The sequence below is a fragment of the Agrobacterium sp. CNPSo 3708 genome (assembly GCF_028674915.1).
Taxonomy (GTDB): Bacteria; Pseudomonadota; Alphaproteobacteria; order Rhizobiales; family Rhizobiaceae; genus Agrobacterium; species Agrobacterium cavarae.
Genome location: NZ_JAQZSF010000002.1, coordinates 329,000 through 354,543, shown reverse-complemented (window position 1 = coordinate 354,543; position 25,544 = coordinate 329,000). Strand labels below are relative to the sequence as shown.

Here is a 25,544-nt window from a genome sequence, read left to right as displayed (position 1 = left end):
AAATGCTCGATAAGACCTACGATTCCGCTTCCGTAGAACCCAAAATTGCCAAGGCCTGGGACGAGGCCGACGCATTTCGCGCTGGCGCGAATGCCAAGCCGGGTGCCGAGACCTTCACAATCGTCATTCCGCCGCCGAATGTCACCGGCTCGCTGCATATGGGCCATGCGCTGAACAACACGCTTCAGGACATTCTGGTCCGTTTCGAGCGGATGCGCGGCAAGGATGTTTTGTGGCAGCCGGGCATGGACCATGCGGGCATTGCCACGCAGATGGTCGTCGAGCGCAAGCTGATGGAGAACCAGCTTCCCGGTCGTCGCGCCATGGGCCGCGAAGCCTTCATCGATAAGGTCTGGGAGTGGAAGGCCGAATCCGGCGGTTTGATCTTCAACCAGCTGAAGCGCCTTGGTGCATCCTGCGACTGGTCGCGCGAACGCTTCACCATGGATGAAGGTCTGTCGAAGGCCGTTCTCGAAGTCTTTGTTACGCTTTACAAGCAGGACCTGATTTATCGCGGCAAGCGTCTGGTCAACTGGGACCCGCATTTCGAGACGGCTATTTCCGACATCGAGGTCGAGAACCGCGAAGCCGACGGCCATATGTGGCACTTCAAATATCCGCTGGCGGGCGGCGAAACCTACACCTATGTCGAGAAGGATGCCGATGGCAACATCGTCTTCCAGGAAGAGCGCGACTATATCGCGATCGCGACCACCCGTCCGGAAACCATGCTAGGGGACGGCGCCGTTGCGGTTCATCCGTCCGATGAACGCTATGCGCCCATCATTGGCAAGCTGTGCGAAATTCCTGTCGGCCCGAAGGAAAGCCGCCGCCTGATCCCCATCATCACCGACGAGTATCCTGATCCGACCTTCGGTTCCGGTGCCGTCAAGATCACCGGCGCGCATGACTTTAACGACTATCAAGTCGCCCGTCGCAACAATATCCCGCTCTATCGCCTGATGGATACGCAGGCGCAGATGCGCGATGATGGCGAGCCTTATGCGCGCTGCGCGGAACTTGCTGGCGAAATCACCCGCTCCGGCAAGCTGCCGTCCGAAGCCGATGTCGACGCCATCAACCTTGTTCCCGACGAGTATCGTGGTCTTGACCGTTACGAGGCGCGCAAGCGCGTTGTCGCGGCTATCAACGCCGATGGTCTAGCCGTCACGGTGAAGGATGCTGAAGGCAACGACGTCCCGTACGTCGAAAACAAGAAGATCATGCAGCCCTTCGGCGACCGTTCCAACGTCGTTATCGAGCCGATGCTGACCGACCAGTGGTTCGTCGATGCAAAGACGCTTGCCGAACCGGCCATGGAGTCGGTTCGCGAAGGACGCACGAACTTCGTACCGAAGAACTGGGACAAGACCTACTTCGAATGGATGGAAAACATTCAGCCATGGTGCATCTCGCGCCAGCTCTGGTGGGGCCATCAGATTCCCGCATGGTACGGCCCCGATGGCCAGGTCTTCGTCGAAAAGACAGAGGAAGAAGCGCTTGACGCTGCCGTTCAGCATTATCTTGCCCATGAAGGCCCTTGGAAGGCCTGGGTGCAGGAGAAGCTTGAGAACTTCAAGCCGGGCGAAATCCTGACGCGTGACGAAGACGTTCTCGACACATGGTTCTCCTCCGCGCTCTGGCCGTTCTCCACTCTCGGCTGGCCGGACAAGACGCCGGAGCTTGCGCGCTATTACCCGACCAACGTTCTCGTCACCGGCTTCGATATCATCTTCTTCTGGGTCGCGCGGATGATGATGATGGGTCTTCACTTCATGAAGGACGACGCCGGTCACGCCGTCGAGCCGTTCAACACCGTCTATGTCCACGCGCTGGTTCGCGACAAGAACGGCCAGAAGATGTCGAAGTCCAAGGGCAACGTCATCGATCCGCTGGAACTCATCGACCAGTATGGTGCTGACGCGCTGCGCTTTACGCTTGCCATCATGGCGGCGCAGGGGCGTGACGTGAAGCTCGATCCGGCACGTATTGCCGGCTACCGTAACTTCGGCACCAAGCTGTGGAATGCCACGCGTTTTGCCGAAATGAACGGCGTAAAGCGTGATCCGCACTTCCTGCCGGAAGCTGCAACGCAGACGATCAACCGCTGGATCCTGACCGAGCTCGCCAACACGGCAAAGGAAGTCACGACATCCATCGAGAACTACCGCTTCAATGATGCGTCCAGCACGCTCTATCGCTTTGTCTGGAACCAGTTCTGCGATTGGTATCTCGAACTCCTGAAGCCTGTCTTCAACGGAGAGGACGAGGCAGCCAAGGCAGAAGCGCAGGCCTGTGCGGCCTATGTTCTGGAGGAAATCTACAAGCTGCTGCATCCCTTCATGCCGTTCATGACAGAAGAACTGTGGGCCCATACAGCCGGTGAGGGTGCAAGCCGTGACCAGCTGCTTTGCCACGCCGACTGGCCGGCACCAGAGTTCACGGATGAGGCGGCTGCGGCTGAAATCAACTGGTTGATCGATCTCGTCTCCGGCATTCGCTCGACGCGCGCGGAAATGAACGTGCCGCCAGGTGCCACCGCACCTCTGGTCGTCGTTGCGGCCAACCCGACGACCGAAATGCGTCTCGACCGCCACTCCGCCGCGATTCGTCGTTTGGCCCGCGCCGACGAGATCCTGGCTGCCGACACAGCACCGAAGGGCTCGGCGCAGATCGTCGTCGGCGAGGCGACCGTGTGCATCCCGCTCGGCAATCTCATCGATGTCTCTGCCGAACGGAGCCGTCTCGAGAAGGCAATCGGCAAGTCGGAGGCCGAACTGGAGCGTATCGACAAGAAGCTCTCGAATGAGAAGTTCGTGGCAAATGCCGATCCGGAAGTGGTCGCAGCCGACCGTGACCGCAAGGCTGAACTCGAGCTTCAGATCAAGAGCTTGAAGATCGCATTGCAGCGGGTCAACGAAGCCGGTTGATCTAACGTCGACACAAGCTAAAAGGCGCCTTCTCAACGGGGGCGCTTTTTTTATTCTCGTGGTAGGCCAGCTTAGTTGAGTCGTCGAGAAACGGCTCACGTCATAGGCTCCCAACCAAGTTCCTCAGAACGTGACAGAAATCGGACTTTTTTGAGCGAAAACTATGAATGTTGTGTCGCGGTCACACATGTTACCCGCAGGGCAAATATTTTCTTAAATTGGGCATTTGGTGGTCTCGGATTGGAAGAATATTTCGATTGGGTGCTGATTTTCGTCTGACTTCGATTATTCACGTAAAGCTTTGATCAAAGTCACCTCGGATGCTGAGACCTGGGGTGCATTGTCATTTTCTCCAAAGCATTTCAATTTCTAGTCATTGCATTGCCTTTGATTGGGGAGAGAGATGGCAAAACGAGTTTCAATTATACATGGTGCGGTATGCCTTGCTGTCGGCATCACTTCTGTCACGCCTGCATTTGCGGGTGGCCTTGAGCGCGGCGGTTATAACATTGACCAGTTGTTCGACGCATCGCCCTTCACGTTTCAGTCCGGCGTCACTTTTGTTGCGCCTCAAAGAAAGCTCAAAAACGTTCAGGATGGGCCAGCTGGTGGCGCCTTTGTTGGCGGCACGACGACGGCGGATGATACTGAGAATTACGCCATTCCATACGTAGGCTTTAAAGGCAGCTATAACGATGTAGATTGCTTGATTGACTATTCTCAGCCATTCGGGGCTCACCTCAACCCAGGCGCTAATTGGGCTGGCGCCCAAAGCAACATCGAGACGAAGCTACGAACGGATAATTACGGGCTGACTTGTTCCTACAAGTTCGACATGGGTCCCGGTCAGTTTCGAGTCATAGGCGGTGGTTTCTACCAAGAGATCGAAGGCTTTAAAACCAGGAACGTGGCGCAGATTCCTGCTGGCCTAGGAACTGGTGTCGGCAGGCTTGATCTTGGTGATGAGTCGTGGGGCTGGCGCGCAGGTGTGGCCTATGAAATTCCTGAGTACGCACTCCGGGCTAGCTTGGTCTACAACAGCAGGGTCAAGTACGATCTGACGGGCACTCTCGACCTTACGCAGATTGCGTCGGCAGTTAATCCCTTAAACCCCTATCTTGGTAGGCGCTTCAACGTTCTAGGCTCTGCGGAAGCGCCTGATTCCCTAGAACTGAAAGTCCAGAGTGGCATCGCTCCGGACTGGCTGGCATTTGGTTCGGTAAAGTGGACTAACTGGAGCTTGATCCAGTCTATTCGATTCTGTGAAGAGAATGGTGCGTTTGGCTGCCCTACTACGGGTGTCACGTCGCTTGATCTGCTCTACCGGGACGGCTGGACTGTAAGCGGCGGCATCGGCCATAAGTTCAACGATAAGCTTTCAGGTGCTGTTAGCGTGACCTGGGACCGGGGTACAAGCACCGGCATTGGCGCATCGTCTGACACATGGACACTTGGTGCAGGCGTTCAGTATGCCGTTACAGATAATATTGAATGGCGTCTGGGCGCGGCTGTCGGTGTGCTGACTAGCGGTAGTTCTGGTCAGGTCACGCGCGGCGGTGTCACGTACGGTACCGACGCGACGTACGACTACGGCAATGACGTTGTTGCTGCGATTAATACATCGGTAAAAGTGAAGTTCTAACTCTCTAAAAACACTCAATTGAAACCCGGCCGTTCGCGGCCGGGTTTTTTTGTTGCCGATCGGCAATATTGTGACGATTTGGCAACAAATTTCTGCAACCTTCACGTAGCGTAAGAATGTGGTCGTATTTGTCCATTTCCCGCCACAAAGCATGTGCTTGAGTGCTTTCGACGGCGCGGGAATGGAAGAATATGCAGACATCAAAAGTGGTGCTGCGGAAGTGGTGGAAGTGAAAACAGGTGCGGATTCAGGCTTTAAGCAAGTAAAGATGGGTTGTTCCCGTCAAAGCTTGTTTGGTGGAGTTCAGACGGCAAACAGACGCCGTGATGTTGCCGGAAACGGTGCTTATACCTGTGCTCATGAGATTGCTGATTTATTACCGCTCAGGACCACCGGCAGCACATTGAAAGCTGTTGCCGGAACGACGCAGTGTGTTGAGAGATCGCGGCCGGCTATGGACGTAAGGTTCGCCTTCGCCATGTGCGGGAAGAGTGAGAGAAGTTCGTTGAAATGCTGAGATGTGACATCAACGTTTTGAAACCGCTATGTCTGGGGCTGATGCTCGCATCGCTTTCAGTGCCGGTTCTGGCATTCGATATCAATTCAGGCGTTACCAAGGAATCGGGCCCTTTCGATCTCTTCAAGTTCGGCTTCAAGTCCTACAAGAATGGCAAGAAGGAAGATGCTGTCGAGGCGTATCGCTACGCGGCTGAAAAGGGTCACACCGGTTCTCGCTGGGCTCTTGCCAATATGTACGCCTATGGTGATGGCGTTGCCAAGAACGACTTCGAAGCCTTCAAGATTTACAGCGAGATTGCCAGCCAGGGCGTAGAGCCCGGTTCGGAAGACACGGGCTTTTTCGTCAATGCGTTGCTGTCTCTCGCCGATTATTACCGGCACGGCATTCCCGGCAGCCCTGTGAAGATGGATCTTGGCCAGGCACGCCAGCTTTACTTCCAGGTCGCATCGACCTTCGGTGTGGCCGAGGCGCAGTTTCAGCTGGCCCAGATGATCCTCGCAGGCGAGGGCGGTCGTGCGGACGCACAGCAGGCCAAGAAGTGGCTGAACCAGGCTCGCAAGCACGGTCATGCAGGCGCCATGTCGATCTTCGGCAATCTCCTGTTCCAGGAAGGACAGACGGTTCGCGGACTGGCCTTCATGACCGCCGCGCTGGACAAATGCGCAGCCGCGAACTGTGTGTGGATACAAAACCTTCAGGAGCAGGCTTTCTCTGTCGCCGCTGAAGATGACCGTCGCGTCGCAATTCAACTCGCACGCAACATTTCCTCCGGTGATGCGGATTAAGCAGATGTCTGCGGAATTTCCGGAGGTTCTGTTCTAAAGCATGTCGCGATCTTTCAGATTCGCTCCTTCGCTTTAGGCCCTTGTTTTATCGCATGTCTTTATCGCAAAACCGCTGCACACTTTTGCGCAACATGCTTTAGCGAACTCTCAGTCCTTCACAATAACGTTATATTAAACATAGAGAGCGACCATAGGTTGCTTTCGTGTCTCCTTCTACTCTTGCGGGCTGAATGAATCGCGCCCGCGTTGCTCCACAAAGCATGTCCTGTTCATCGTGAATTTTCGTCAATGGGATGCTGCTATGGCGTTGGATTTTTCCCGCATTCGTACCAAACTCGCCCTCATGTCAGGTACTGGCGTTGTCCTTGTTCTGACTGCTTCGGTGGCGGGCTGGTTTCTCTCTCAATCCGTGGATGCCGCTGTCTCAAAGGGGCGCGTTCAGGCTGACCTCGCCCGCAACATGGTGGACATGAAGGCCTCGCTGCGAGGCATGGAAATCGGTGTGGGTGACATAAGGTTAGCGTCTACGCCGACTGAACTGAAAGAGGCGCAGACCTACACAACGAAGCGCCATGAGTCGGCGGTCAAATATCTCGAGCTTGGAGCAGCCGCGATGGTGTCCTCCAGCAATAAGGACCGTGCTCAGAAAATTTCCGACGTGCTCGCAAAGTACAGCGCTGACGTCGATAAGCTCGCGACCGATCGTGCCGCAAACGCCGATATCTCTCAGCAGCTTCCTCCCTTGAAAAATGCGAGCGCTGAACTGGCATCGCTGGCTGATGAGATCGTCAATGACGCGAAAGCGAGATCGGAGGCAGCCAATGAAGAACGCCGGCAGCTTCAGGCGCTTGCCTCCACGATTACCATCATTCTCTCAGGCCTCATGGTTCTGCTGATGATCGTCTCCGCCTTCTTTGGCCGCCGGGCCATTGCGACGCCGATTACGAGAACCACCGATTGCATGAAGGCGCTGGCGGACGGCGATCTGTCCGTCGCGATCCCCTACACCGACAATAGGGACGAGGTCGGTGATATGGCCAGAGCTGTTCTGGTGTTCAAAGAAAATGCAGTGAGGGTTCGTGATCTTGCTGCTCAGGAGGCCGCGTTGCAGGAGCAGAACGCGGATCTACAGAGCAATATCGCCCAGGTCGTTTCCTCTGCGGTTGCGGGTGATTTCTCCGCTCGCATCAGCAAGCGTTATGAGAACCCAGACCTCAATCGCTTCGCGCTCAGCGTCAACGAACTGGTCACATCGGTCGACCGCGGCGTGGCAGAAACCAATCGCGTCGTCGCGGCGCTTGCGGATGGCGACCTGACGGAATCGATGCAGGGTGATTTCCGCGGTGTGTTTCTCGAACTGCAGCGCAACGTCAACGCAACGATGGACAGCCTCCGTTCGGTGATGATGGAGGTTCGTTCCGCAATCGATATGATCAGGAGCGGGGCGGGCGAGCTGCGCATCGCCTCTGACGACTTGTCGAAACGCACCGAACAGCAGGCCGCTTCGCTTGAGGAAACGGCAGCGGCACTCGAGGAAATCACGTCGGCCGTGAAGAACTCCACCGCCCGCTCGACCGAAGCCTCTGAAATGGTTGCGCAGGCCCGCCAGAGTACCGAACAATCGAGCGATGTCGTCAGAAACGCCGTTTCGGCCATGGGGCGCATCGAGCAGGCGTCCAATGAGATCGGCAACATCATCAATGTCATTGACGAGATCGCCTTCCAGACAAATCTTCTGGCATTGAATGCGGGTGTAGAAGCTGCTCGTGCCGGCGAGGCTGGTAAGGGCTTTGCAGTCGTGGCGCAGGAAGTGCGGGAGCTTGCCCAACGGTCAGCAACAGCGGCGAAGGACATCAAGACGCTGATCGTCAGATCCCGCAATGAGGTGACTGCCGGCGTATCGCTCGTGACAGAGACCGGGGGGGCGCTGGAAGCGATCCGGGACCATGTCGGGAAAATCGATGAACATGTTCATTCGATTGCCACTGCCTCGAAAGAACAGTCCACCGGCCTCAGTGAAGTGAACGGCGCCGTCAACCAGATGGACCAGACGACCCAGCAGAACGCGGCGATGGTGGAGCAATCCACAGCGGCGACCAGCAAGCTTGCTGACGAGGCAGTCAATCTCAGCAATCTCGTGGCCCGCTTTAAGACGGGCAGCAGTCCAGCCGCACCCGCGCAGACAGCAGCGAATTCCCAGCATCATGCGCCAGTGAGGAGGTCGACCGTATCGCCATATCGCGGCAATGCAGCGGTGGCCATGAAGAGCGAGTGGGAAGAGTTCTGACCTGCAGTCTCTTCCGATACCAACGAGGCACGGGGCCGGGCGTGAGATGATCGCGTCCGGCCTCATCCCATCTTATCCGCCGCGATGTCAGGCTGCTTCGAAGTCAAAGTAGCCGGAGACCGGCACGTGGTCGGATGGCTTTTCCCAGGCGCGGACATGTTTCTCGATGGAGACGGAATGCAGCCTGTCTGCTGCTTCCGATGACAGCATCAGGTGGTCAATGCGGATGCCGTTGTTCTTCTGCCAGGCGCCTGCCTGATAGTCCCAGAAGGTGTAAAGCCCGGCCTCGTCGGAGGTGGCGCGGGTGGCATCGGTGAGGCCGAGATTTTCGAACCTTCTGAAAGCCGCGCGTGTCTGCGGCAGGAACAGGGCGTCGCCGGCCCACACCCTTGGGTCATGGCAGTCGAAAGGCTCAGGAATGACGTTGTAGTCGCCGGCCAGAATCAACGGCTCTTCCAGTCGCATCCGCTCTTCGGCAAAGCGGCGCAGCCTCTCCATCCAGGCCAGCTTGTAAGGATACTTCACCGGATCATCCGGCGGGTTGCCGTTCGGCAGATAGAGCGAGCAGACGCGGATGACACCGCCCTGCACGGAAAACACACCTTCGATGAAGCGCGCCTGTTCATCAGCGTCATCACCCGGCAGGCCGCGATTGACCTCATCGGGGCGCATCTTGGAGAGAAGCGCGACCCCATTGAAGCCTTTCTGGCCGTGGGTTTCCACATGGTAGCCCAGCGCTTCGATCTCGAGGCGCGGGAAGTTTTCATCGACGGATTTGATTTCCTGAAGGCAGGCGATATCCGGGCTCGAATCCTTCAGCCATTCGCAAAGGTTTTCGATGCGCGCCTTGACGCCGTTGATGTTCCAGGTGGCAATCTTCATCGCAGGTTCCATTCCGTTTGGACCCTGTTTTACCCGATGAGGCAGCGAAAGCCACCGGTTTTCACTCTTTCAACAGGAAGCGCTCTAGATCGAAAAGCTGGTCCCGCAACCGCAGCTGGCAACCGCGTTGGGGTTCTTGATCTGGAAAGACTGGCCGAGCAGGTTATCGACAAAATCGATTTCGGAACCGGCCATGTAGACGATCGACATGCTGTCAATCAGCACCTTTGCCTCGCCGCGCGATATGACGATATCGTCGTCGGTCGGTGCGCCGTCGAGGTCGAACTTATAGGAAAAGCCGGAACAGCCGCCGCCTTCGACGGATACGCGGAGCGCCTGCTTGCCTGCCTCGGCGGAGACGATCTGGGCGATTCGTTTCGCAGCGGATTCAGAGAGTGTAACGTCTGTGGTCATGTCATTTCTCCAACCGGGGTCAAGAACCGGAGAGCAAAGTTCTGTGTAAGACCGATTATAAACCAGTCAAATTCACCGTCTATAGCGTTACCACCAGCAAACGCGCTTTGCGGCAACCTTCGCGATAGGTATGAAGGGCAGTGTAAAAGGTCAATGGGCCGATGGCAGGACAAAGATGATTATCGATCAACGTGCGTTGGGTTTTGGTAGCGGAGAGAGAGCGGTCTATGCCGCCGATCCATGGACGACGCGCGGGCGCCTGTTTCCTGAGGTCTCCAGCCTGACTCGCTCCGAGTTCCAGCGCGATCGCGACCGCATCGTCCACACGACGGCCTTTCGGCGCCTTAAGCACAAGACGCAGGTGTTTATCAGCCCGGATGGTGATCATTACCGCACGCGTTTGACCCACACGATCGAGGTCGCACAGATTGCCCGCGCCCTTGCCCGTGCCCTGAAGCTGGATGAAGATCTGGCGGAAGGCGTGGCGCTGGTGCATGACTTCGGCCACACGCCCTTCGGTCACACCGGTGAAGATGCGCTGGATGCGGTGTTGAAACCCTATGGCGGCTTCGATCACAACGCCCAGTCACTGCGCATCGTCACCAAGCTCGAGCGGCGCTACGCCGAATATGACGGCATCAACCTGACCTGGGAAACACTTGAAGGTCTGGTCAAGCATAATGGCCCGTTGTTGAATGCGGCGGGTGAGGGGACGCATGGTCCTGTGCCGCTGCCGATCCTCGAATATTGCCAGCTGCAGGATCTGGAGATCGGCACATTTGCCAGCCTGGAGGCGCAAGTCGCAGCCATTGCCGATGACATTGCCTATAATACGCATGACATCGACGATGGTCTGCGTGCAGGTTATCTGACCTTCGATATGCTGGAGGAAGTGCCGTTTCTCTCAAGCCTGATGGCCCAAGTTCGGGCAAAATACCCGTCGCTCGACGACGATCGTTTCGCACATGAGATCATGCGCCGTCAGATCACAAGGATGGTTGAAGATGTGATAGGCGTTGCGCAACAGAATCTTGGCAGTCTAAAGCCGAAAAGTGCGGCCGACATTCGCGCCGCCGACCGCACCATCGCGACCTTTTCGCCGCCGATGGCTCAGACCGACAAGCAGATCAAGAAGCTGCTCTTCGGACATATCTATCGCCACCCGGACATCATGCGCATACGCGCAGGCGCGACACAGATCGTCACCGATCTTTTCCATCGCTACATGGAAACGCCAGCGGAGATGCAAAGCCACTACTGGGTGGACAGCATTCCCGGCATGACCGAGGCTGCCAGAGCCCGCCATGTGGGCGATTATCTGGCCGGCATGACAGACAGTTATGCCCTGAGAACACACCAGCGGCTGTTTGACCATACACCCGATTTGCGATAGGCAGCGCGCAACTGCGAAGCCGATACCCGATGAATGAAAGCCCTTCGCGCAGGTAGATGATCATGAACCTTTTTGCCGATTTTGACGCACGAATCAAAAAAGCTCTCGAGACGATCGATCTCGTCAAAGCCCATCGCGATGCTGTCGATTTTGGCCGTGTCACCGTGGAATCGCCACGCGATCCAAGCCATGGCGATGTCGCGACCAACGCGGCCATGGTGCTGGCAAAGCCACTCGGCACCAATCCGCGCGCGCTGGCTGAACTGATCGTTCCGGCCCTTGAGCAGGATGCCGATGTCGATAGCGTCAATGTTGCCGGTCCCGGTTTCATCAACATTCGCGTATCGGTCGGTTACTGGCAGCGGCTCCTGGCCGGCATGATTTCGCAAGGTCTGGATTTTGGCCGGTCCAAGGTAGGAACGGGTAAGAAGATCAACGTCGAATATGTGTCCGCCAATCCGACAGGTCCGATGCATGTCGGTCACTGCCGCGGCGCTGTCGTCGGCGATACGCTGGCGAACGTGCTCTCCTTTGCCGGCTATGACGTGACCAAGGAGTACTACATCAACGATGCTGGCTCGCAGATCGATGTGCTGGCGAAGTCGGTGTTCCTGCGTTACCGCGAAGCACTCGGTGAAGATGTCGGCACGATTCCGCCCGGTCTTTACCCGGGCGACTATCTCGTTCCCGTTGGAAAGGCACTGGCGGATGAGTACGGCATCAAGCTTCGGACGATGCCGGAAGAACAGTGGCTGCCGATTGTTAAGGACAAGGCAATCGATGCGATGATGGCGATGATCCGTGAGGATCTCGCGGCATTGAACGTCAAGCACGATGTGTTCTATTCCGAGCGGACTCTTCATGCTGGCAATGCCGGCCCGATTCTTTCTGCCATCAACGACCTGACCTTCAAGGGTCATGTCTATAAGGGCACGCTGCCGCCGCCGAAGGGCGAGGTTTCGGAAGATTGGGAAGACCGCGAACAGACGCTCTTCCGCTCGACGGAGGTGGGTGATGATATGGATCGCCCGCTGATGAAGTCAGACGGCACCTACACTTACTTTGCAGCCGACGTCGCCTACTTCAAGGACAAGTACGATCGTGGCTTCTCCGAGATGATTTATGTGCTCGGTGCCGACCACGGCGGTTACGTCAAGCGTCTGGAGGCGGTTGCGCGCGCCGTTTCCGAAGGCAAGTCGAAGCTCACCGTTCTGCTCTGCCAGCTCGTCAAACTTTTCCGTGATGGCGAGCCCGTCAAGATGTCGAAACGCTCCGGCGATTTCGTTACATTGCGGGACGTCGTCGACGAAGTCGGACGCGATCCGGTGCGATTCATGATGCTCTACCGGAAGAATTCGGAGCCCCTGGACTTCGATTTTGCCAAGGTGACCGAGCAATCTAAAGACAATCCGGTATTTTATGTGCAATATGCTCATGCCCGTTGCAAGTCGGTTTTCCGGCAGGCGAACGAGGCGTTTCCGGGGCTGGATCTGGAGGTTTCCGCTCTTTCTTCCGGATCGGTTTTGATTAACGATGTCAATGAGTTGCAGTTGATCGCAAAGCTGGCGGAATATCCGCGTCTGATCGAGTCTGCGGCACAGAATCATGAGCCGCATCGCTTGGCATTTTACCTCTACGATCTGGCCAGTTCCTTCCACGGACACTGGAACAAAGGTAAAGATCAGCCGGAATTACGTTTTGTTAACGATAAAAACCGAGAATTGAGCGTTGCCAGACTAGGGCTGGTGAGTGCTGTCGCAAATGTGCTGAAGTCCGGATTGACGCTTTTGGGAGCGGATGCGCCTGACGAGATGCGATGACATCCCTCACCATTATTTGCTCACAATACGCTGGCAAGTGCTGTGATGCGTAGATGGTGGAACACGTAATGGTCGAAAAAAATGTCGCGTATAACCGAGACACTCGGTCGCAGGAATTCGCTGACAACGATCCCCTGGCTCAATTGGCGCAACTCGTCGCGCAAGAGGATCGTCCTCCCCATGTCGCTCCCCTGGCTGCGCAGAACGCTGCGCCGCCTGCCACGCGCCGGGAGCCGGAATTCAACCTCGAGGATGAGCTGCTTCGCGAGTTCGCCGTCTATGACGCGCCGCGCCACGAGCCCATCGCGCTGGATCCCGCCAACGATGTGCGCGCGCCTGTTCCGGTCAACGAGTTCATGCAGCGGGTTGAATCGGTGTTCTCCCGCCGCGAGCCTGAGCTCGAGCCGGTTGCGCCACAAGTCCCTGCGGGCCATGAAGACTATCTGGTCGCAGAGCACGCTGCACCAGCACCCCGTTCCGATCTGAGAGACGATTTCAGCGACGACCCCCACTCGGTGGCCGCTGTGTTTGATGTCAATCATCGCGACCAAGCACCAGAACCCCTTGAACCGGACTATGCCGCTGCACCCGAGGCCGTCGTAGAAGCTCCGGTCCCTGCTGCTCTTTCACCTGAGCCCCGCGCTTACGAACAGCCGGTCCAGATGCAGCAGCCGGTCGCTGCGCCGCAGCCAGCCACGCAGTACCAGCCAGCCCCTGTTCAGGAGCCGGATTGGGAGCGCATGGCGGAGACGTCCGGAGAGACGGCGATCGATCTCGCCAGCGAACTGGAAATGTCGGTCGCCGATGACGTGCCCTCTCTCCAGCCGACCGCGCCATCGCTGCGCAAGTCCTCGCTCGATTTCTCCAGCCTGCGGTTGCCGCTTGCCAATTTCGGCACGACCCGGGCGACGCCTGTCGCTCCGAAGGCTCAGCCGCAGCCTGCTCCAGCGGCGATCCCAGCCGTTGAACCACGCGCGTCTGTCGCCGATGAATTGACCGCCGATGTGCTCGCAGGTCAGAAGATGTCCGCCATGGACGAGCTGATCTATGACGTTGCACGCTACGAGATCAGCAACAAGAGCGTCGATGCTGCTGCGCCTGTTGCCAGAATGGAGCCGGTCGTCACGGCTGCCCCGATCTTGCCAGCCGTCGAGCCGGTGATCAAAGCCCAGGCCGTCAAGCCAGCGCCTGCACCCGTCCGCGCAGAGCCTGTTTTCGAAACGCCTGTTGCGGCACCAAAGCCAGTCGCACCGCAACCGGTTGTCTCGGCACCTGCCGCGCCTGCGCCGGTCGCTGCTGCCCCTGTCGCTCCAGCCCAGCGTATCTCTGCACCGGTCGCGCCAGCGCCTCGCGCTGAAGCACCGGCTCCCATCGCAGCCCCTTCTGCTGCCGATGACTTCGACGCTTTCAACGACTCTGATTTCGAGCTTGCGCTTGAGGATATCGATTTTGACATCGATTTGTCCGAGATCGCCAATATCGAAGTGGCACCTGCACCCGTCGCCCCGGCTGCGCCTGCCGCCCAACCTGCGCCTGCCCCAAAGTCGGCGCCAGTCATGCAGCCGAAGCCAGCTGCGGCACCGATTGTCGCCGCTGCACCTGTCGCTTCCCGCTCGCAGCCTCAGCCGGTCGTTGAGCGTGCGCGCTACGAGGAACGTCGTCCTGCAGCGCAGCAACCAGTTGCACCTGTCGCGTCGCTGGAAAGCCTGCCTTTCGATCCGAGCCAGATCGGTGAGACCGAGGATGCGCCTGAAACCATCACCGAGTTGGACGTTCCGGAATTGCCCGTTGGCGTTTTCGAGCCGAAGCCGGTTCCGCGCCGTCAGGAAGAAGATCTCGATCTCGACACCGAGCTTGCCTCGCTGTTTGCCTCGCCTGCTTCCGGTGGTCTTGATCGTCACAAGAATGGAGCGCCGCGTCAGGCACAGCCTCAGCCGACACAGGAAGAGGTAGACGAGTTCGAGCGTGCGCTGGAGCAGGACTTCCGCCGCAGCATGCAGGAGGCGGCAGAAGGCCGCCTCGGGTCGCAGACACGCGAAGATGCCGCTCCAGAGCAGCAGGTTCGTTATGCCGAGGATGAGCGCGAAGGCGGTGCCCGTCGTTGGTTCGTCCCAATGGCAGCGGCTGTCGGTCTCCTTCTCGTCGGTGGCGGCACCTACGCGCTGATTGGTGGCGGTTCCTCCCACATGGGTTCGAACGGCGCGCCGGTGATTATCTCCGCCGATAGTGAGCCAACGAAGGTTGTGCCGGAAAATCCGGGTGGTCGCGTCGTACCGAACCAGGACAAGGCGGTTTATGATCGCGTTGCCGGTGCCGCACCGTCTGACCCCAAGCAGCCATCGCTGATCTCGACCAATGAAGAGCCTGTGGATGTCGTGCAGCGCACGCTCATTCCTGAGCAGCTTCCGATGGAAGACGAAGCCGACCAGATGCAGGACGGTACGTCCACACCGGTTGGCGAAACGGAAGATCCGCGTCTGCTCTCCCGTGGCGAGAACACCCAGACCGCAGACCATAACGGTCAGTCCGGCGTGAATGTTTCGCCCCGCAAGGTGCGCACCATGATCGTCAAGCCGGACGGTACGCTTGTTGCACAGGAAGTGCCGGCACCTGCGGCTGAAACACCACAGCAGGATAAGGTCGAAGAACTGGCGGCTCCGGCAACCACGGAAAAGGCACCATCGGTACTCGCCACCTCTCGTGTGCCCGTGACGCCTGAGCAGCCTGCCCAGGCAGCGCAGACCTCGGCTCGTCCGGCACCTGCCGCGGCTCAGCCGGCCCAGACCCAAACGGCTGCACCGCTTCCAGCGGCCCGTCCGTCCAGCCAGCCCGCAAACGTGGTTGCCACCGTAACCAATCAGGGTAACGTCCGTCCTGCGGCACCGGCCCAGCCTGCTCAGCAGACGGCGTCCGCTGCTCCTGCAGCGGCAACCAGCACGCCGTCTTCGGGTGGCTATTACATCCAGATCGCATCTCTGCCGAGCCAGGCAGAAGCGCAGAAGTCCTATCAGAACATGTCGGCGAAGTTCGGCTCTGTCATCGGTGGACGTGGTGTAGACATCAAGGCTGCCGAAATTGCCGGCAAGGGCACGTTCTACCGTGTTCGCATCCCCGCTGGTGACAAGAACGAAGCGGCGGCATTGTGCGAACGCTTCCGCTCTGCTGGCGGCAGCTGCCTCGTCGCCCGCTGATCGCGAAACTCAAATCCAAAAGCCGGGATGGTCACGCCGTCCCGGCTTTTTTCGTAACTGATATCGATTGCACGTGCCCTCATCGACAGGACCCATACCATGACTGAATCGAAAGCTATGATCCTTGGCTGCAGCGGCTTGACGCTGACACAGGAGGAGATCGCCCTCTACAAGGCGGAGCAGCCTTGGGGTTTCATTCTCTTCGGTCGTAATATCGGTGACGCGCAGCAGATTACCGATCTGGTGGCCTCCATGCGTGAGGCGGTCGGTCGCCCGGACGCGCCGGTCCTGATCGATCAGGAAGGTGGGAGGGTCCAACGCATTCGCCCGCCGATCCTTCAGTCCTACCCGAACGCCCAGGCCTTGGGCGCGATCTATCTGCGCGATCGTGAGCAGGGTCTGCGCGCCGCCTGGCTGATGTCTCGCCTGCACGCCTTCGATCTCATGCGCTTTGGCATCAATGTGGATTGCCTGCCCGTTCTCGATGTTCCGGTGGAAGGCGCGAGCAATGTCATCGGCAACCGCGCTTACGGCTTCGATCCGAAGATGGTCTCGGACATGGGGCAGGCGGCTGCTGACGGTCTGAAGGCCGGCGGGATGCTGCCGGTGATGAAGCACATTCCAGGCCATGGACGCGGCATGGTGGATTCGCATCATGAACTACCGGTGGTGGACGTGCCGCTGGATGATCTCGATGCGCATGACTTCGTCCCGTTCCGTGCCTTGAACAAGGAACTGATGGGCATGAGCGCGCATCTGGTTTTCAATGCCATTGATCCCGAGCGCCCCGCCACGACGTCCCGCAAGGTGATCGAGGAGATCATTCGCGGACGCATCGGTTTTGACGGACTGCTGATGTCGGATGATAGTTCGATGAACGCATTGAAGGGGACGCTTGGCGAGCGCGCTGCCAATATTGTTGCGGGCGGTTGCGATATAGTCTTGCATTGCAACGGCGTGATGAGTGAAATGCTTCAGGTCGTGAAGGAAGTTCCCCCTCTCAGAGGCCGGTCACTGGAACGCGCCAAGGCCGTCGAAGCGGGTTTCCCCGCTGCAGACGATGCCGATGAGGCAAGCTTGAGAGACGAATTCAACGCCATGCTGGCGGTTGCCTGATCCGCTGAGCGGGCAGAGCGCCAGCGAAAGGCCCGACAGACGAGACGATGGCAGCAGAGAAATCGCGCGGCGGCACGCCGATGGACAAGCTCTGGCAGGATGTGACGCCAGAGCGTGCGACAGGCGAGGCAGCATTGATGATCGATGTGGCGGGCTTTGAGGGCCCGCTCGATCTGTTGCTGCACCTGGCTCGCGTTCAGAAGGTCGATCTCTCCCGCATTTCCGTTTTGGCGCTGGCGGAGCAATATCTACAATTCGTCGAAACCGCGCGCCGGGTCCGCATCGAACTTGCTGCCGATTACCTGGTCATGGCGGCCTGGCTCGCCTTTCTCAAATCCAAGCTGCTGATCCCGCAACAGAGCAAGGATGAAGGCCCAACGGGCGAGGAAATGGCGGCGACGCTGGCCTTCCGCCTCAAGCGTCTGGAAGCCATGCGCGACGCCGCCGAGAGGCTGGTGAACCGCAATCAACTCGGCCGCGATATCTTCGCCCGTGGTGCGCCGGAGCATATTCCCCATCGCAGTCGTTCCGCATTCGAGGCGAGCCTTTACGACCTGCTGAGCGCCTATGCGATGCTTCGCCAGCGCCAGGCGATCACGCAGGTGACAATCGAGAAACGCCAGGTCTGGTCTCTGGTGGAAGCGCGTGAGTTGCTGACCTCTATGCTCGGTGAAATCGGCGAATGGACGGAGCTTGACCGGTATCTCCTGCAATATGTTCCCGATCCCTCGATGCGCGCGACGGCCATAGCCAGTGCCTTTGCAGCGTCGCTGGAACTGGTGCGGGAAGGATCGCTGGAGATTCGGCAGGATGGAGCGTTTCAACCGATCTTCATGCGTAAAGGCTCTGGTAGAGCGCGGGAACGTTCTGAAAGGGCCGATGATGTCGAATGATGTGGATATGGACGGCGGCGTTTCTGACGAGGGTGCAGAGATCGGCGGCGGCACGGTTGCGGAGCGTCTTGAAAGAGAGGCGGAGCGCATTGCTGAAGCCCTGGTCTTCGCCTCAGCGCAGCCCGTGTCGGAAGCCTTCATCGCTGAGCGCATCCCGCGCGGTGTCGATGTGCCGCTTTTGATGAACCGGCTGAAGCAGGTCTACGCAACACGTGGCGTCAATCTCGTGCAGGTCGGCGGCAACTGGGCCTTCCGCACGGCGGGCGATCTTTCCTTCGTCATCCATGTCGATGAAAAGGAACCGAAGAAGCTTTCGCGTGCCGCACTCGAAGTATTGGCGATCATCGCCTATCATCAGCCCGTCACGCGCGCCGAGATCGAGGATATACGCGGTGTTCAGACCTCGCGCGGGACTTTGGATGTGCTGATGGAGGCGGGGTGGGTGCGCTTTCGAGGACGCCGCCGCACCCCTGGACGTCCGGTGACCATGGGAACGACGGTGGAGTTTCTGGATCACTTCGGCCTTGAGGAGTTGCGCGACTTGCCGGGCCTCGATGAACTGAAGGGAGCGGGGCTGCTGTCCGGCCGCATTCCGCCGAATTTCGGCATTCCCGTGCCGTCGATGAGTGACGAATTGACCGAGGACGAGGACCCGATCACGCAGCTCGATCTCGAAGAACTGGGGCTGCTTGCCCCCCGCGGTGGCGACGTAGACGATTGATTTTGTTGCGGCTGCGGGGCGATCACGTAGATGTGTCGATATGCTGCTGCATCACAGCATTTCTCGCTGGCTTACTTTGTTGAATAGCCATTTTGTTGTTTGAAAAAGCCATTCAAACGGCTTACATCGTTTCAAAGCAAAATTCAGGGAGTTTGCGTTATGGGTTCTTTTAGTGTTTGGCACTGGCTGATCGTTCTGGTGATCGTGCTGGTTCTGTTCGGCCGGGGCAAGATTCCAGAATTGATGGGCGATGTTGCAAAGGGCATCAAGAGCTTCAAGAAGGGCATGGCTGATGACGATGCCACGCCACCGCCTGCCGACACCAATGTCAATGCCAAGACGGTCGATCACAAGGCTGACGAGATCAAGTAATTGATCCGGGGTAGGACGGTTACGTCTTTGCCCTGGTCGTAGTGACTTGAGGATCATGGCGCGTTGTTGCGCGTGTCGGGAGCTTTTTGATGTTTGATATCGGCTGGAGCGAGCTGCTGGTGATTGCGATCGTCCTGATCGTGGTTGTTGGCCCGAAAGACTTGCCGCCCATGATCCGTGCCTTCGGCAAGACGATGGCCGGCTTCCGCAAGATGGCGGGTGATTTTCGCGCGCAGTTCGATGAGGCCATGAAAGAGGCCGACATGGACGACGTGCGCCAGACGATCGCCGATGTGCGCAATCTCAACCCGACAAATTCCCTGCGCGATGCGATGAACCCTTTGCGTCAGCTCGGCAATGACATCCGCTCCGATCTGCAGAAGGCGGCAACGCCGTCCGGACCGGCAACCAGCGCCCCGGTTGATGCGCCGGATGTCACCCTGTCCCGCCCGGAGATGACGTTGCCTGACGCACCGCCTCCTTCTTTGACGCCTGCGCCGATCGCCGCCGCACCGATGGCTCCAGCGCCCGTTGTTGCGCAAGCAACGCCGGTTGTAGAACCGGTTGCTGAGAAGCCGAAGCGGAGCCGCAAGGCTGCCGCGAAAACCACGCAGGAAGTCGAAGCCGAGGCGGTCGCTGCGAAGCCGAAACGCGCGCCGCGTACGATTTCTGCCAAGGCCGATGCGACGAAGCCGAAGCTCTCGTCCGTCGCTGAAATGCAGGCGGAGCCCGCAATTTCCCCTGCGTTGACGGACGTTGCGGCCAAAGCTGCGAAACAGACGTCAGCAAAGGCTGCGGATAAAAAGGTCGCATTCGCTACCGCGCCAAAGCCGAAGGCGGCGCGCACCAAGCCCGACGCCACCATGGCTGCCGAGCCAGCCAAGAAAGCAAGAACGGCCAAGGCCAAGAAGGATGAAGTATGAGTGAGGATATCGAGGATAAGCCGCAGCCGCTTATCGAACACCTCATGGAATTGCGCACGCGGCTGATCTGGTCGCTGGGGGCATTTTTCGTGGCCTTTCTGGCCTGCTTCGCCATGGCCAAGCACCTGTTCAACCTCCTCGTCATCCCCTACAAATGGGCGGTGATCTGGGCAGGGCTGGACGTCGCCAAGTCCTCGCTGATCTATACGGCCCCCCAGGAATTCTTCTTCACTCAGATCAAGGTTGCCATGTTCGGCGCCATGGTGATTTCCTTCCCGGTGGTGGCGTCGCAGCTTTACAAGTTTGTCGCGCCCGGTCTCTACAAGAACGAGCGCGCTGCCTTCCTGCCGTTCCTGATCGCATCGCCCCTGCTGTTTCTGCTTGGTGGCGCGCTGGTCTACTTTTTCTTCACGCCCATGGTCATGTGGTTCTTCCTCGCCATGCAGCAGCTGCCGGAAGACGGCGAGGTCGCAATTTCACTGATGCCGAAGGTTTCTGAGTATCTCAGCCTCATCATGACGCTGGTTCTGTCCTTCGGTCTCGTGTTCCAGCTGCCGGTCGTCACCACGCTTCTGGCGCGTGTCGGATTGCTGACCAGCGACTGGCTGAGAGAGAAGCGCAAATTCGCGATCGTCGCTGCCTTCGTCGTGGCCGCCGTTCTGACGCCACCCGATCCGATGTCCCAGATCGGTCTTGCCTTGCCAGCGATCCTTCTCTACGAGGTTTCCATCTATATGGCTCGACTCGTGGAGAAGAAACGCGCTGCCGAAAACGCTGGCCGGGAGCTTGACGGTCCCGAAGAGGCGTGACGGCTTCTTGAGTTCTTTCTTCAGACGCCGGGTCATTTGTCCCGGCGTTTTGTTTTTCAACAAGCAAAGACGTAAAACCACGGTCTGGAACCACGATGCACGATATTAAATGGATACGCGACAACCCTGAAGCTTTCGATGCGGCGCTGGCAAAGCGCGGAGCCGAACCTCAGTCCGCGAGCCTGATTGCGCTCGACGAGAAGCGCCGCTCCGTTATCCAGACGTTGCAGGATATGCAATCCCGCCGCAACACCGCCTCCAAGGAAATCGGTGCGGCGATGGCGCAGAAGAATGCTGAGCTTGTGGAGAAGCTGAAGGCAGAAGTTGCCGACATCAAGGACAGCATGCCGAAGCTGGAAGACGAGGACCGTCAGGTTACCAGCCAGTTGAACGATGCCCTGTCGCGCATCCCCAATATCCCGCTGGACGATGTGCCGGTCGGCAAGGATGAGAACGACAACGTCGTGACCCGCGTCGTCGGCCAGAAACCCGGCTGGAACCACGAAGCCAAGGAGCATTTCGAGATCGGCGAAGCGCTTGGCTACATGGATTTCGACCGTGCGGCAAAGCTTTCCGGCTCGCGCTTCACGGTTCTCACGAGCCAGATTGCTAGACTGGAGCGTGCGCTTGGTCAGTTCATGATCGATCTACATACAAGCGAGCATGGCTATACGGAAGTGTCGTCGCCGCTGATGGTACGCGCCGAAACGCTGTATGGAACGGGCAATCTTCCGAAGTTCGAAGAAGACCTCTTCAAGACGACGGATGGACGATACCTGATCCCGACCGCTGAAGTGACGTTGACAAATCTGGTCGCTGGCGAAATCCTCGATCAGGAGAAATTGCCGCTTCGTTTCACGGCGCTCACCCCATCGTTCCGTTCGGAAGCGGGCTCTGCCGGTCGCGATACGCGCGGCATGTTGCGCCAGCACCAGTTCTGGAAGTGCGAACTCGTCTCGATCACCGATGCGGAAAGCTCGATCGCCGAGCATGAGCGCATGACGGCCTGTGCCGAAGAAGTGCTGAAGCGCCTTGGCCTGCATTTCCGCACAATGACGCTGTGCACTGGCGATATGGGCTTTGGCGCGCGCAAGACCTATGACCTCGAAGTCTGGCTTCCAGGCCAGAACACCTATCGCGAAATCTCCTCTTGCTCCGTCTGTGGTGACTTCCAGGCACGGCGCATGGATGCGCGCTATCGCGGTAAGGGCGACAAGGCTACGAAGTTCGTTCACACGCTGAACGGTTCGGGCACGGCCGTCGGACGTTGCCTGATCGCGGTCTTGGAAAACTATCTCAACGACGATGGCTCGGTGACCATTCCGGACGTGTTGTTGCCTTACATGGGTGGCCTGACTCGGATCGAGAAGGCAGCCTGAGCTTCGATACCGGCTCCTGCGTCGACGGCGCAGGAGTACTTCATCTCTGCCCGGAGGAGAGCGTCTGTCCAGCAAGACATTTGGTTGAGCGGAGACGGGCGTTGTGTGTTGTAGAACGAACCGATGAGGGAGAAGACCATGCGGATTTTGCTGACCAATGATGATGGCATCCATGCCGAGGGGCTGGCAGCGCTCGAGCGCATTGCCCGCACGCTCTCGGACGATGTCTGGATCGTCGCACCGGAAACCGACCAGAGCGGTCTTGCACACTCCCTGACGCTTTCTGAGCCGCTTCGGCTGCGCAAGATCTCCGACAAGCACTACGCGCTTCGCGGAACGCCGACAGACTGCGTGATCATGGGCATTCGTGAAGTTCTTCCCGGCAAGCCCGATCTCGTTCTCTCCGGTGTCAATTCCGGCGCCAACATGGCCGATGATGTGACCTATTCGGGTACGATTGCCGGCGCTATCGAAGGTACGCTGCAAGGCGTGCGTTCCTTTGCGCTTAGCCAGGCCTATGCGTATACGGGCAATGCCGAGCGGATCGTTCCCTGGGAGGTCGCTGAAACCTATGCGCCGGATCTCATCCGCAAGTTGAGCGAGATCGATTTGCCGGATGGCACATTCCTCAATCTCAACTTCCCCAATTGCGCACCGAAAGATGTGCAGGGCGTCAGCGTCACAGGGCAAGGCAAGCTCGATTTCGGGCTGACGGTAGAGCAGCGCCAGGACGGCCGCGGACTTCCCTATTACTGGCTGCGCTTCGGTGAGCGGCTCGGCACCTTCATGGAAGGCACGGATATTCATGCCGTCAAGAACAACAAGATTTCCGTAACACCGCTCAAGCTTGACCTTACCGACTACACGGTCAAGGATCGGATCGCCAAGGCACTTGGATTCGGAGCGAACGATTGAAATCCCCCATGGTGGAGAAAGAAGGCTTTGCCGCTCTCGTCCTGAGGCTGCGGGCCGAAGGCATTTCCGATCTCGATCTCCTTACCGCTGTCGAGCAGACGCCCCGCTCTCTCTTCGTCCCGGCACCGCTTGCGGCGGATGCTTATTCCAGCCGCACCATCCCGATCGACTGCGGAGCCTTCATGGAAGGTGCCGATATGGCGGTGAAGATCGTCTCCCGGCTTCAGGTTAAGCCAGGCCAGCGCGTGCTTGAAATCGGCACCGGAAGCGGCTTCATGACGGCCGTGCTTGGGCGCAGAGTCGAGCGCGTGCTCTCGGTTGAGCGCTACAAGACGTTGGTTCAAGCGGCACAGAACCGGATGGATGATCTCAGCATTCGTAACGTTGTGATCCGTCAGGCCGACGGCTCCAACGGTCTCGTCGGCGAGGGGACCTTCGACCGTATCGTCTCAACCGCAGCCTTTTCCGCCATGCCGCGCTTCTTCACCGAGCAGATCGTGTCCGGCGGCATGATGATTGCACCGATCATTCTGGAAGACGGTCGCTGCGTGATGACCCGTTTCTCTAAGACTGGCAGCCGTTTCGAGCGCGAAGAGCTCTTCGAGACGCCTTATTTGCCGATCGAATCCCATATCGCGACCTATCTGTAAAAAGTAGAGCTAACCTGGCAAAAAAAGAGCCGACTTTCGCCGGCTCTTGATGGTCTTTGAGATCCTTGGGCAACTTATCCAAAGAGCGCGAAGCTGCTCTTCAGCGTCACCCACACGCCCCACAGAAGCGGAAGGCCGACGGCGGCCCAGGCAAGAGCTGCCTTGCCGTCAAAACCGCCCTTGCCGATGCCGAAGGAACCGGTCGGGCCGGCATTGGCGGCTGCGGTCTTGGCCTGGAGCGAGGCGACTTCCTCATCCGACATGAACCACTTGTCGGAGAGCGGCTTGACGAAGGCGTTGGCGATGAGGCCAAGCGCCAGCATACCGGCAAGAATATACATCGTGCTGGTATAGAGGGCCGGCCCGGGCGCTACACCGGCGGCGATCTGCGCCTCACGGATATAGTTGACCACGACCGGACCGACGATGCCGGCCGTTGCCCAGGCTGTCAGCAAACGACCGTGGATGGCACCAACGAATTGCGTGCCGAAGATGTCTGCCAGATAGGCCGGAATGGTGGCGAAACCGCCGCCATACATGGACAGGATGATGCCGAAGGCGAGGACGAAGAGAGCCTTGGAGCCCATCAGGGCAAGCGTGGGTGCCAGCGCATAGAGGATGATGCCGAGGATGAAGAAGCAGAAATAGGTGTTCTTTCTGCCGATCTTATCAGACATCGAAGCCCAGAAGAAGCGGCCACCAATGTTGAAGAGTGACAGAAGCCCGGTGAAGCCAGCGGCGATTGCCGCAATCTGTGCCTTCTGCGCGGCGTCAAGATCGGCAAAGGCAACGCCTGGCTGGCCGATCAAGGAACCAGCGAAGATTTCCTGCAGCATGGGCGAGGCCATGCCGATGACGCCGATACCGGCAGAGACGTTGAGGCAGAGAACTGCCCAGATCAACCAGAACTGTTTGGTCTTGTGAGCATCACGCAGATGCACATGACGCGTCGTGATCATCGCGCTTTTGGCAGCGGGCGGAGTCCAGCCTTCGGGGCGCCAGCCGGCCGGTGGTATGCGATAGCCGAAAGCACCTGCCATCATGAAGACGAAATAGATCAATGCCATCACGACGAAGGTCTGCCACACGCCGACCGTCGTGTCGGTCTTGAAATAGCCCATCAGCAGGTTGGCAAGTGGAGCGCCGATCATTGCGCCGCCACCGAAACCCATGATGGCCATGCCGGTTGCCATGCCGCGGCGATCCGGGAACCACTTGATCAGGGTCGAGACGGGAGAGATGTAACCAAGACCAAGACCCACGCCGCCAATCACGCCAGCACCAAGCCACATCAGCCACAACTGATGGGTCATAACGCCGAGCGCTGCCACCAGAATACCGCCGCACCAGCAGCAGGCGGAAACGAAGCCGGCCTTGCGTGGACCGACACGCTCCAGCCAGCCGCCCCAGATGGCAGCCGAGCAGCCGAGCAGAACGAAGAAGAGCGTGTAGATCCATCCAAGGTCCGCCACGCGCCAGTTGCAGGCGGTGGTGAAGAGAGCGCCGACGAGCGTCAGGCTTGAGCAGCTCGGATCGGTCGCCGGAAGCGCTCGCGACAAAGGCAGCCAGAACACGCTGAAGCCATAGGCCATGCCGATGCACAGATGGATCGCCAGTGCGGCTGGTGGAACCAGCCAGCGATTGAAACCGGGTTTGGCGATAATTCGCTCTCGATCAAGAAGACCGGTCCCCGCCATGCCTCCTCCGCTTACGCCTGCAACTGCCATCGACAATACCTCCCTCTTTGGAATGTCAGGACAACGTCAAATGCTCTCGCTCATACGTGATGAGCGGGCATCGATGAAAAAGGGGAAGCCGGGCTAATCAGAGACCCGTCTTCCAGGATGTAGGTTTCGACCTCGTCATATTGGCGTGCGTGAGAGACCGTGCGCTTTCGGTCCA

General features: G+C 58.5%; 20 protein-coding genes. 17 read left to right on the top strand and 3 right to left on the bottom strand.

Annotated features, from left to right (window positions below; all coding sequences use genetic code 11):
* Window positions 1–2: 2 nt before the first annotated feature.
* From PVA19_RS04615 to PVA19_RS04595, 5 genes are all read left to right on the top strand, one after another.
* Window positions 3–2,930: a valine--tRNA ligase gene (locus PVA19_RS04615; RefSeq protein WP_274101362.1), complete on the top strand. Its 2,928-nt coding sequence runs from the start codon at window positions 3–5 to the stop codon at window positions 2,928–2,930.
* Between the two features lie 403 nt (window positions 2,931–3,333).
* Entirely contained in the window at window positions 3,334–4,572 is a 1,239-nt protein-coding gene (locus PVA19_RS04610; RefSeq protein WP_274101361.1) for an OmpP1/FadL family transporter, read from the top strand.
* Between the two features lie 181 nt (window positions 4,573–4,753).
* Window positions 4,754–5,089 (top strand): hypothetical protein, encoded by a 336-nt coding sequence (locus PVA19_RS04605; protein ID WP_162739562.1) that lies wholly within the window; start codon window positions 4,754–4,756, stop codon window positions 5,087–5,089.
* Window positions 5,083–5,877 (top strand): exopolysaccharide production regulator ExoR, encoded by a 795-nt coding sequence (gene exoR / locus PVA19_RS04600; RefSeq protein WP_062424253.1) that lies wholly within the window; start codon window positions 5,083–5,085, stop codon window positions 5,875–5,877. The genes PVA19_RS04605 and exoR overlap by 7 nt, the downstream gene beginning before the upstream one ends.
* A gap of 301 nt (window positions 5,878–6,178) precedes the next feature.
* Window positions 6,179–8,164, top strand: coding sequence for a methyl-accepting chemotaxis protein (locus PVA19_RS04595; protein WP_274101360.1), 1,986 nt, complete (start codon window positions 6,179–6,181; stop codon window positions 8,162–8,164).
* A gap of 87 nt (window positions 8,165–8,251) precedes the next feature.
* On the opposite strand, the gene xth is transcribed toward PVA19_RS04595, so the two are convergent.
* Window positions 8,252–9,046: an exodeoxyribonuclease III gene (gene xth / locus PVA19_RS04590; protein WP_113180485.1), complete on the bottom strand. Its 795-nt coding sequence runs from the start codon at window positions 9,044–9,046 to the stop codon at window positions 8,252–8,254.
* 84 nt (window positions 9,047–9,130) lie between these two features.
* A complete protein-coding gene (erpA, locus tag PVA19_RS04585; protein WP_062424255.1) occupies window positions 9,131–9,460 on the bottom strand; it encodes an iron-sulfur cluster insertion protein ErpA in 330 nt (109 codons plus the stop codon).
* 175 nt (window positions 9,461–9,635) lie between these two features.
* On the opposite strand from erpA, the gene PVA19_RS04580 reads away from it, so the two are divergent.
* The 12 genes from PVA19_RS04580 (at window position 9,636) to PVA19_RS04525 (ending at window position 23,642) form a co-directional block, all read left to right on the top strand.
* On the top strand, window positions 9,636–10,853 hold the full coding sequence (locus PVA19_RS04580; RefSeq protein ID WP_274101358.1) for a deoxyguanosinetriphosphate triphosphohydrolase: 1,218 nt from the start codon (window positions 9,636–9,638) through the stop codon (window positions 10,851–10,853).
* A 62-nt stretch (window positions 10,854–10,915) separates the two neighbouring features.
* Window positions 10,916–12,673, top strand: coding sequence for an arginine--tRNA ligase (gene argS / locus PVA19_RS04575; RefSeq protein WP_274101356.1), 1,758 nt, complete (start codon window positions 10,916–10,918; stop codon window positions 12,671–12,673).
* A 68-nt stretch (window positions 12,674–12,741) separates the two neighbouring features.
* A complete protein-coding gene (locus PVA19_RS04570) occupies window positions 12,742–15,864 on the top strand; it encodes an SPOR domain-containing protein (protein ID WP_274101355.1) in 3,123 nt (1,040 codons plus the stop codon).
* Window positions 15,865–15,963: 99 nt separating this feature from the next.
* Window positions 15,964–16,980 carry a beta-N-acetylhexosaminidase gene (gene nagZ, locus PVA19_RS04565; RefSeq protein WP_274101353.1) on the top strand — a complete coding sequence of 339 codons (1,017 nt, stop codon included), beginning with the start codon at window positions 15,964–15,966 and terminating at the stop codon, window positions 16,978–16,980.
* A 47-nt stretch (window positions 16,981–17,027) separates the two neighbouring features.
* Window positions 17,028–17,873 carry a segregation and condensation protein A gene (locus tag PVA19_RS04560; RefSeq protein ID WP_274101351.1) on the top strand — a complete coding sequence of 282 codons (846 nt, stop codon included), beginning with the start codon at window positions 17,028–17,030 and terminating at the stop codon, window positions 17,871–17,873.
* 7 nt (window positions 17,874–17,880) lie between these two features.
* Window positions 17,881–18,594 carry an SMC-Scp complex subunit ScpB gene (scpB, locus tag PVA19_RS04555; protein WP_274101836.1) on the top strand — a complete coding sequence of 238 codons (714 nt, stop codon included), beginning with the start codon at window positions 17,881–17,883 and terminating at the stop codon, window positions 18,592–18,594.
* 159 nt (window positions 18,595–18,753) lie between these two features.
* Window positions 18,754–18,966 (top strand): twin-arginine translocase TatA/TatE family subunit, encoded by a 213-nt coding sequence (locus PVA19_RS04550; protein ID WP_062424260.1) that lies wholly within the window; start codon window positions 18,754–18,756, stop codon window positions 18,964–18,966.
* An 89-nt stretch (window positions 18,967–19,055) separates the two neighbouring features.
* Window positions 19,056–19,889, top strand: coding sequence for a Sec-independent protein translocase protein TatB (gene tatB / locus PVA19_RS04545; RefSeq protein WP_274101348.1), 834 nt, complete (start codon window positions 19,056–19,058; stop codon window positions 19,887–19,889).
* A complete protein-coding gene (tatC, locus tag PVA19_RS04540; RefSeq protein ID WP_062424262.1) occupies window positions 19,886–20,698 on the top strand; it encodes a twin-arginine translocase subunit TatC in 813 nt (270 codons plus the stop codon). The genes tatB and tatC overlap by 4 nt, the downstream gene beginning before the upstream one ends.
* Before the next feature lie 95 nt (window positions 20,699–20,793).
* Window positions 20,794–22,077, top strand: a complete 1,284-nt coding sequence (gene serS, locus PVA19_RS04535) for a serine--tRNA ligase (protein WP_274101347.1) — start codon at window positions 20,794–20,796, stop codon at window positions 22,075–22,077.
* 138 nt (window positions 22,078–22,215) lie between these two features.
* Window positions 22,216–22,992: a 5'/3'-nucleotidase SurE gene (gene surE / locus PVA19_RS04530; protein ID WP_112357941.1), complete on the top strand. Its 777-nt coding sequence runs from the start codon at window positions 22,216–22,218 to the stop codon at window positions 22,990–22,992.
* Window positions 22,989–23,642 (top strand): protein-L-isoaspartate(D-aspartate) O-methyltransferase, encoded by a 654-nt coding sequence (locus tag PVA19_RS04525; protein WP_162744222.1) that lies wholly within the window; start codon window positions 22,989–22,991, stop codon window positions 23,640–23,642. The genes surE and PVA19_RS04525 overlap by 4 nt, the downstream gene beginning before the upstream one ends.
* A gap of 74 nt (window positions 23,643–23,716) precedes the next feature.
* Here the strand turns inward: PVA19_RS04525 and PVA19_RS04520 are convergent, their stop codons facing one another.
* Complete coding sequence (locus tag PVA19_RS04520; RefSeq protein ID WP_153310526.1) at window positions 23,717–25,369, bottom strand: OFA family MFS transporter; 1,653 nt, start codon at window positions 25,367–25,369, stop codon at window positions 23,717–23,719.
* Window positions 25,370–25,544 lie beyond the last annotated feature (175 nt).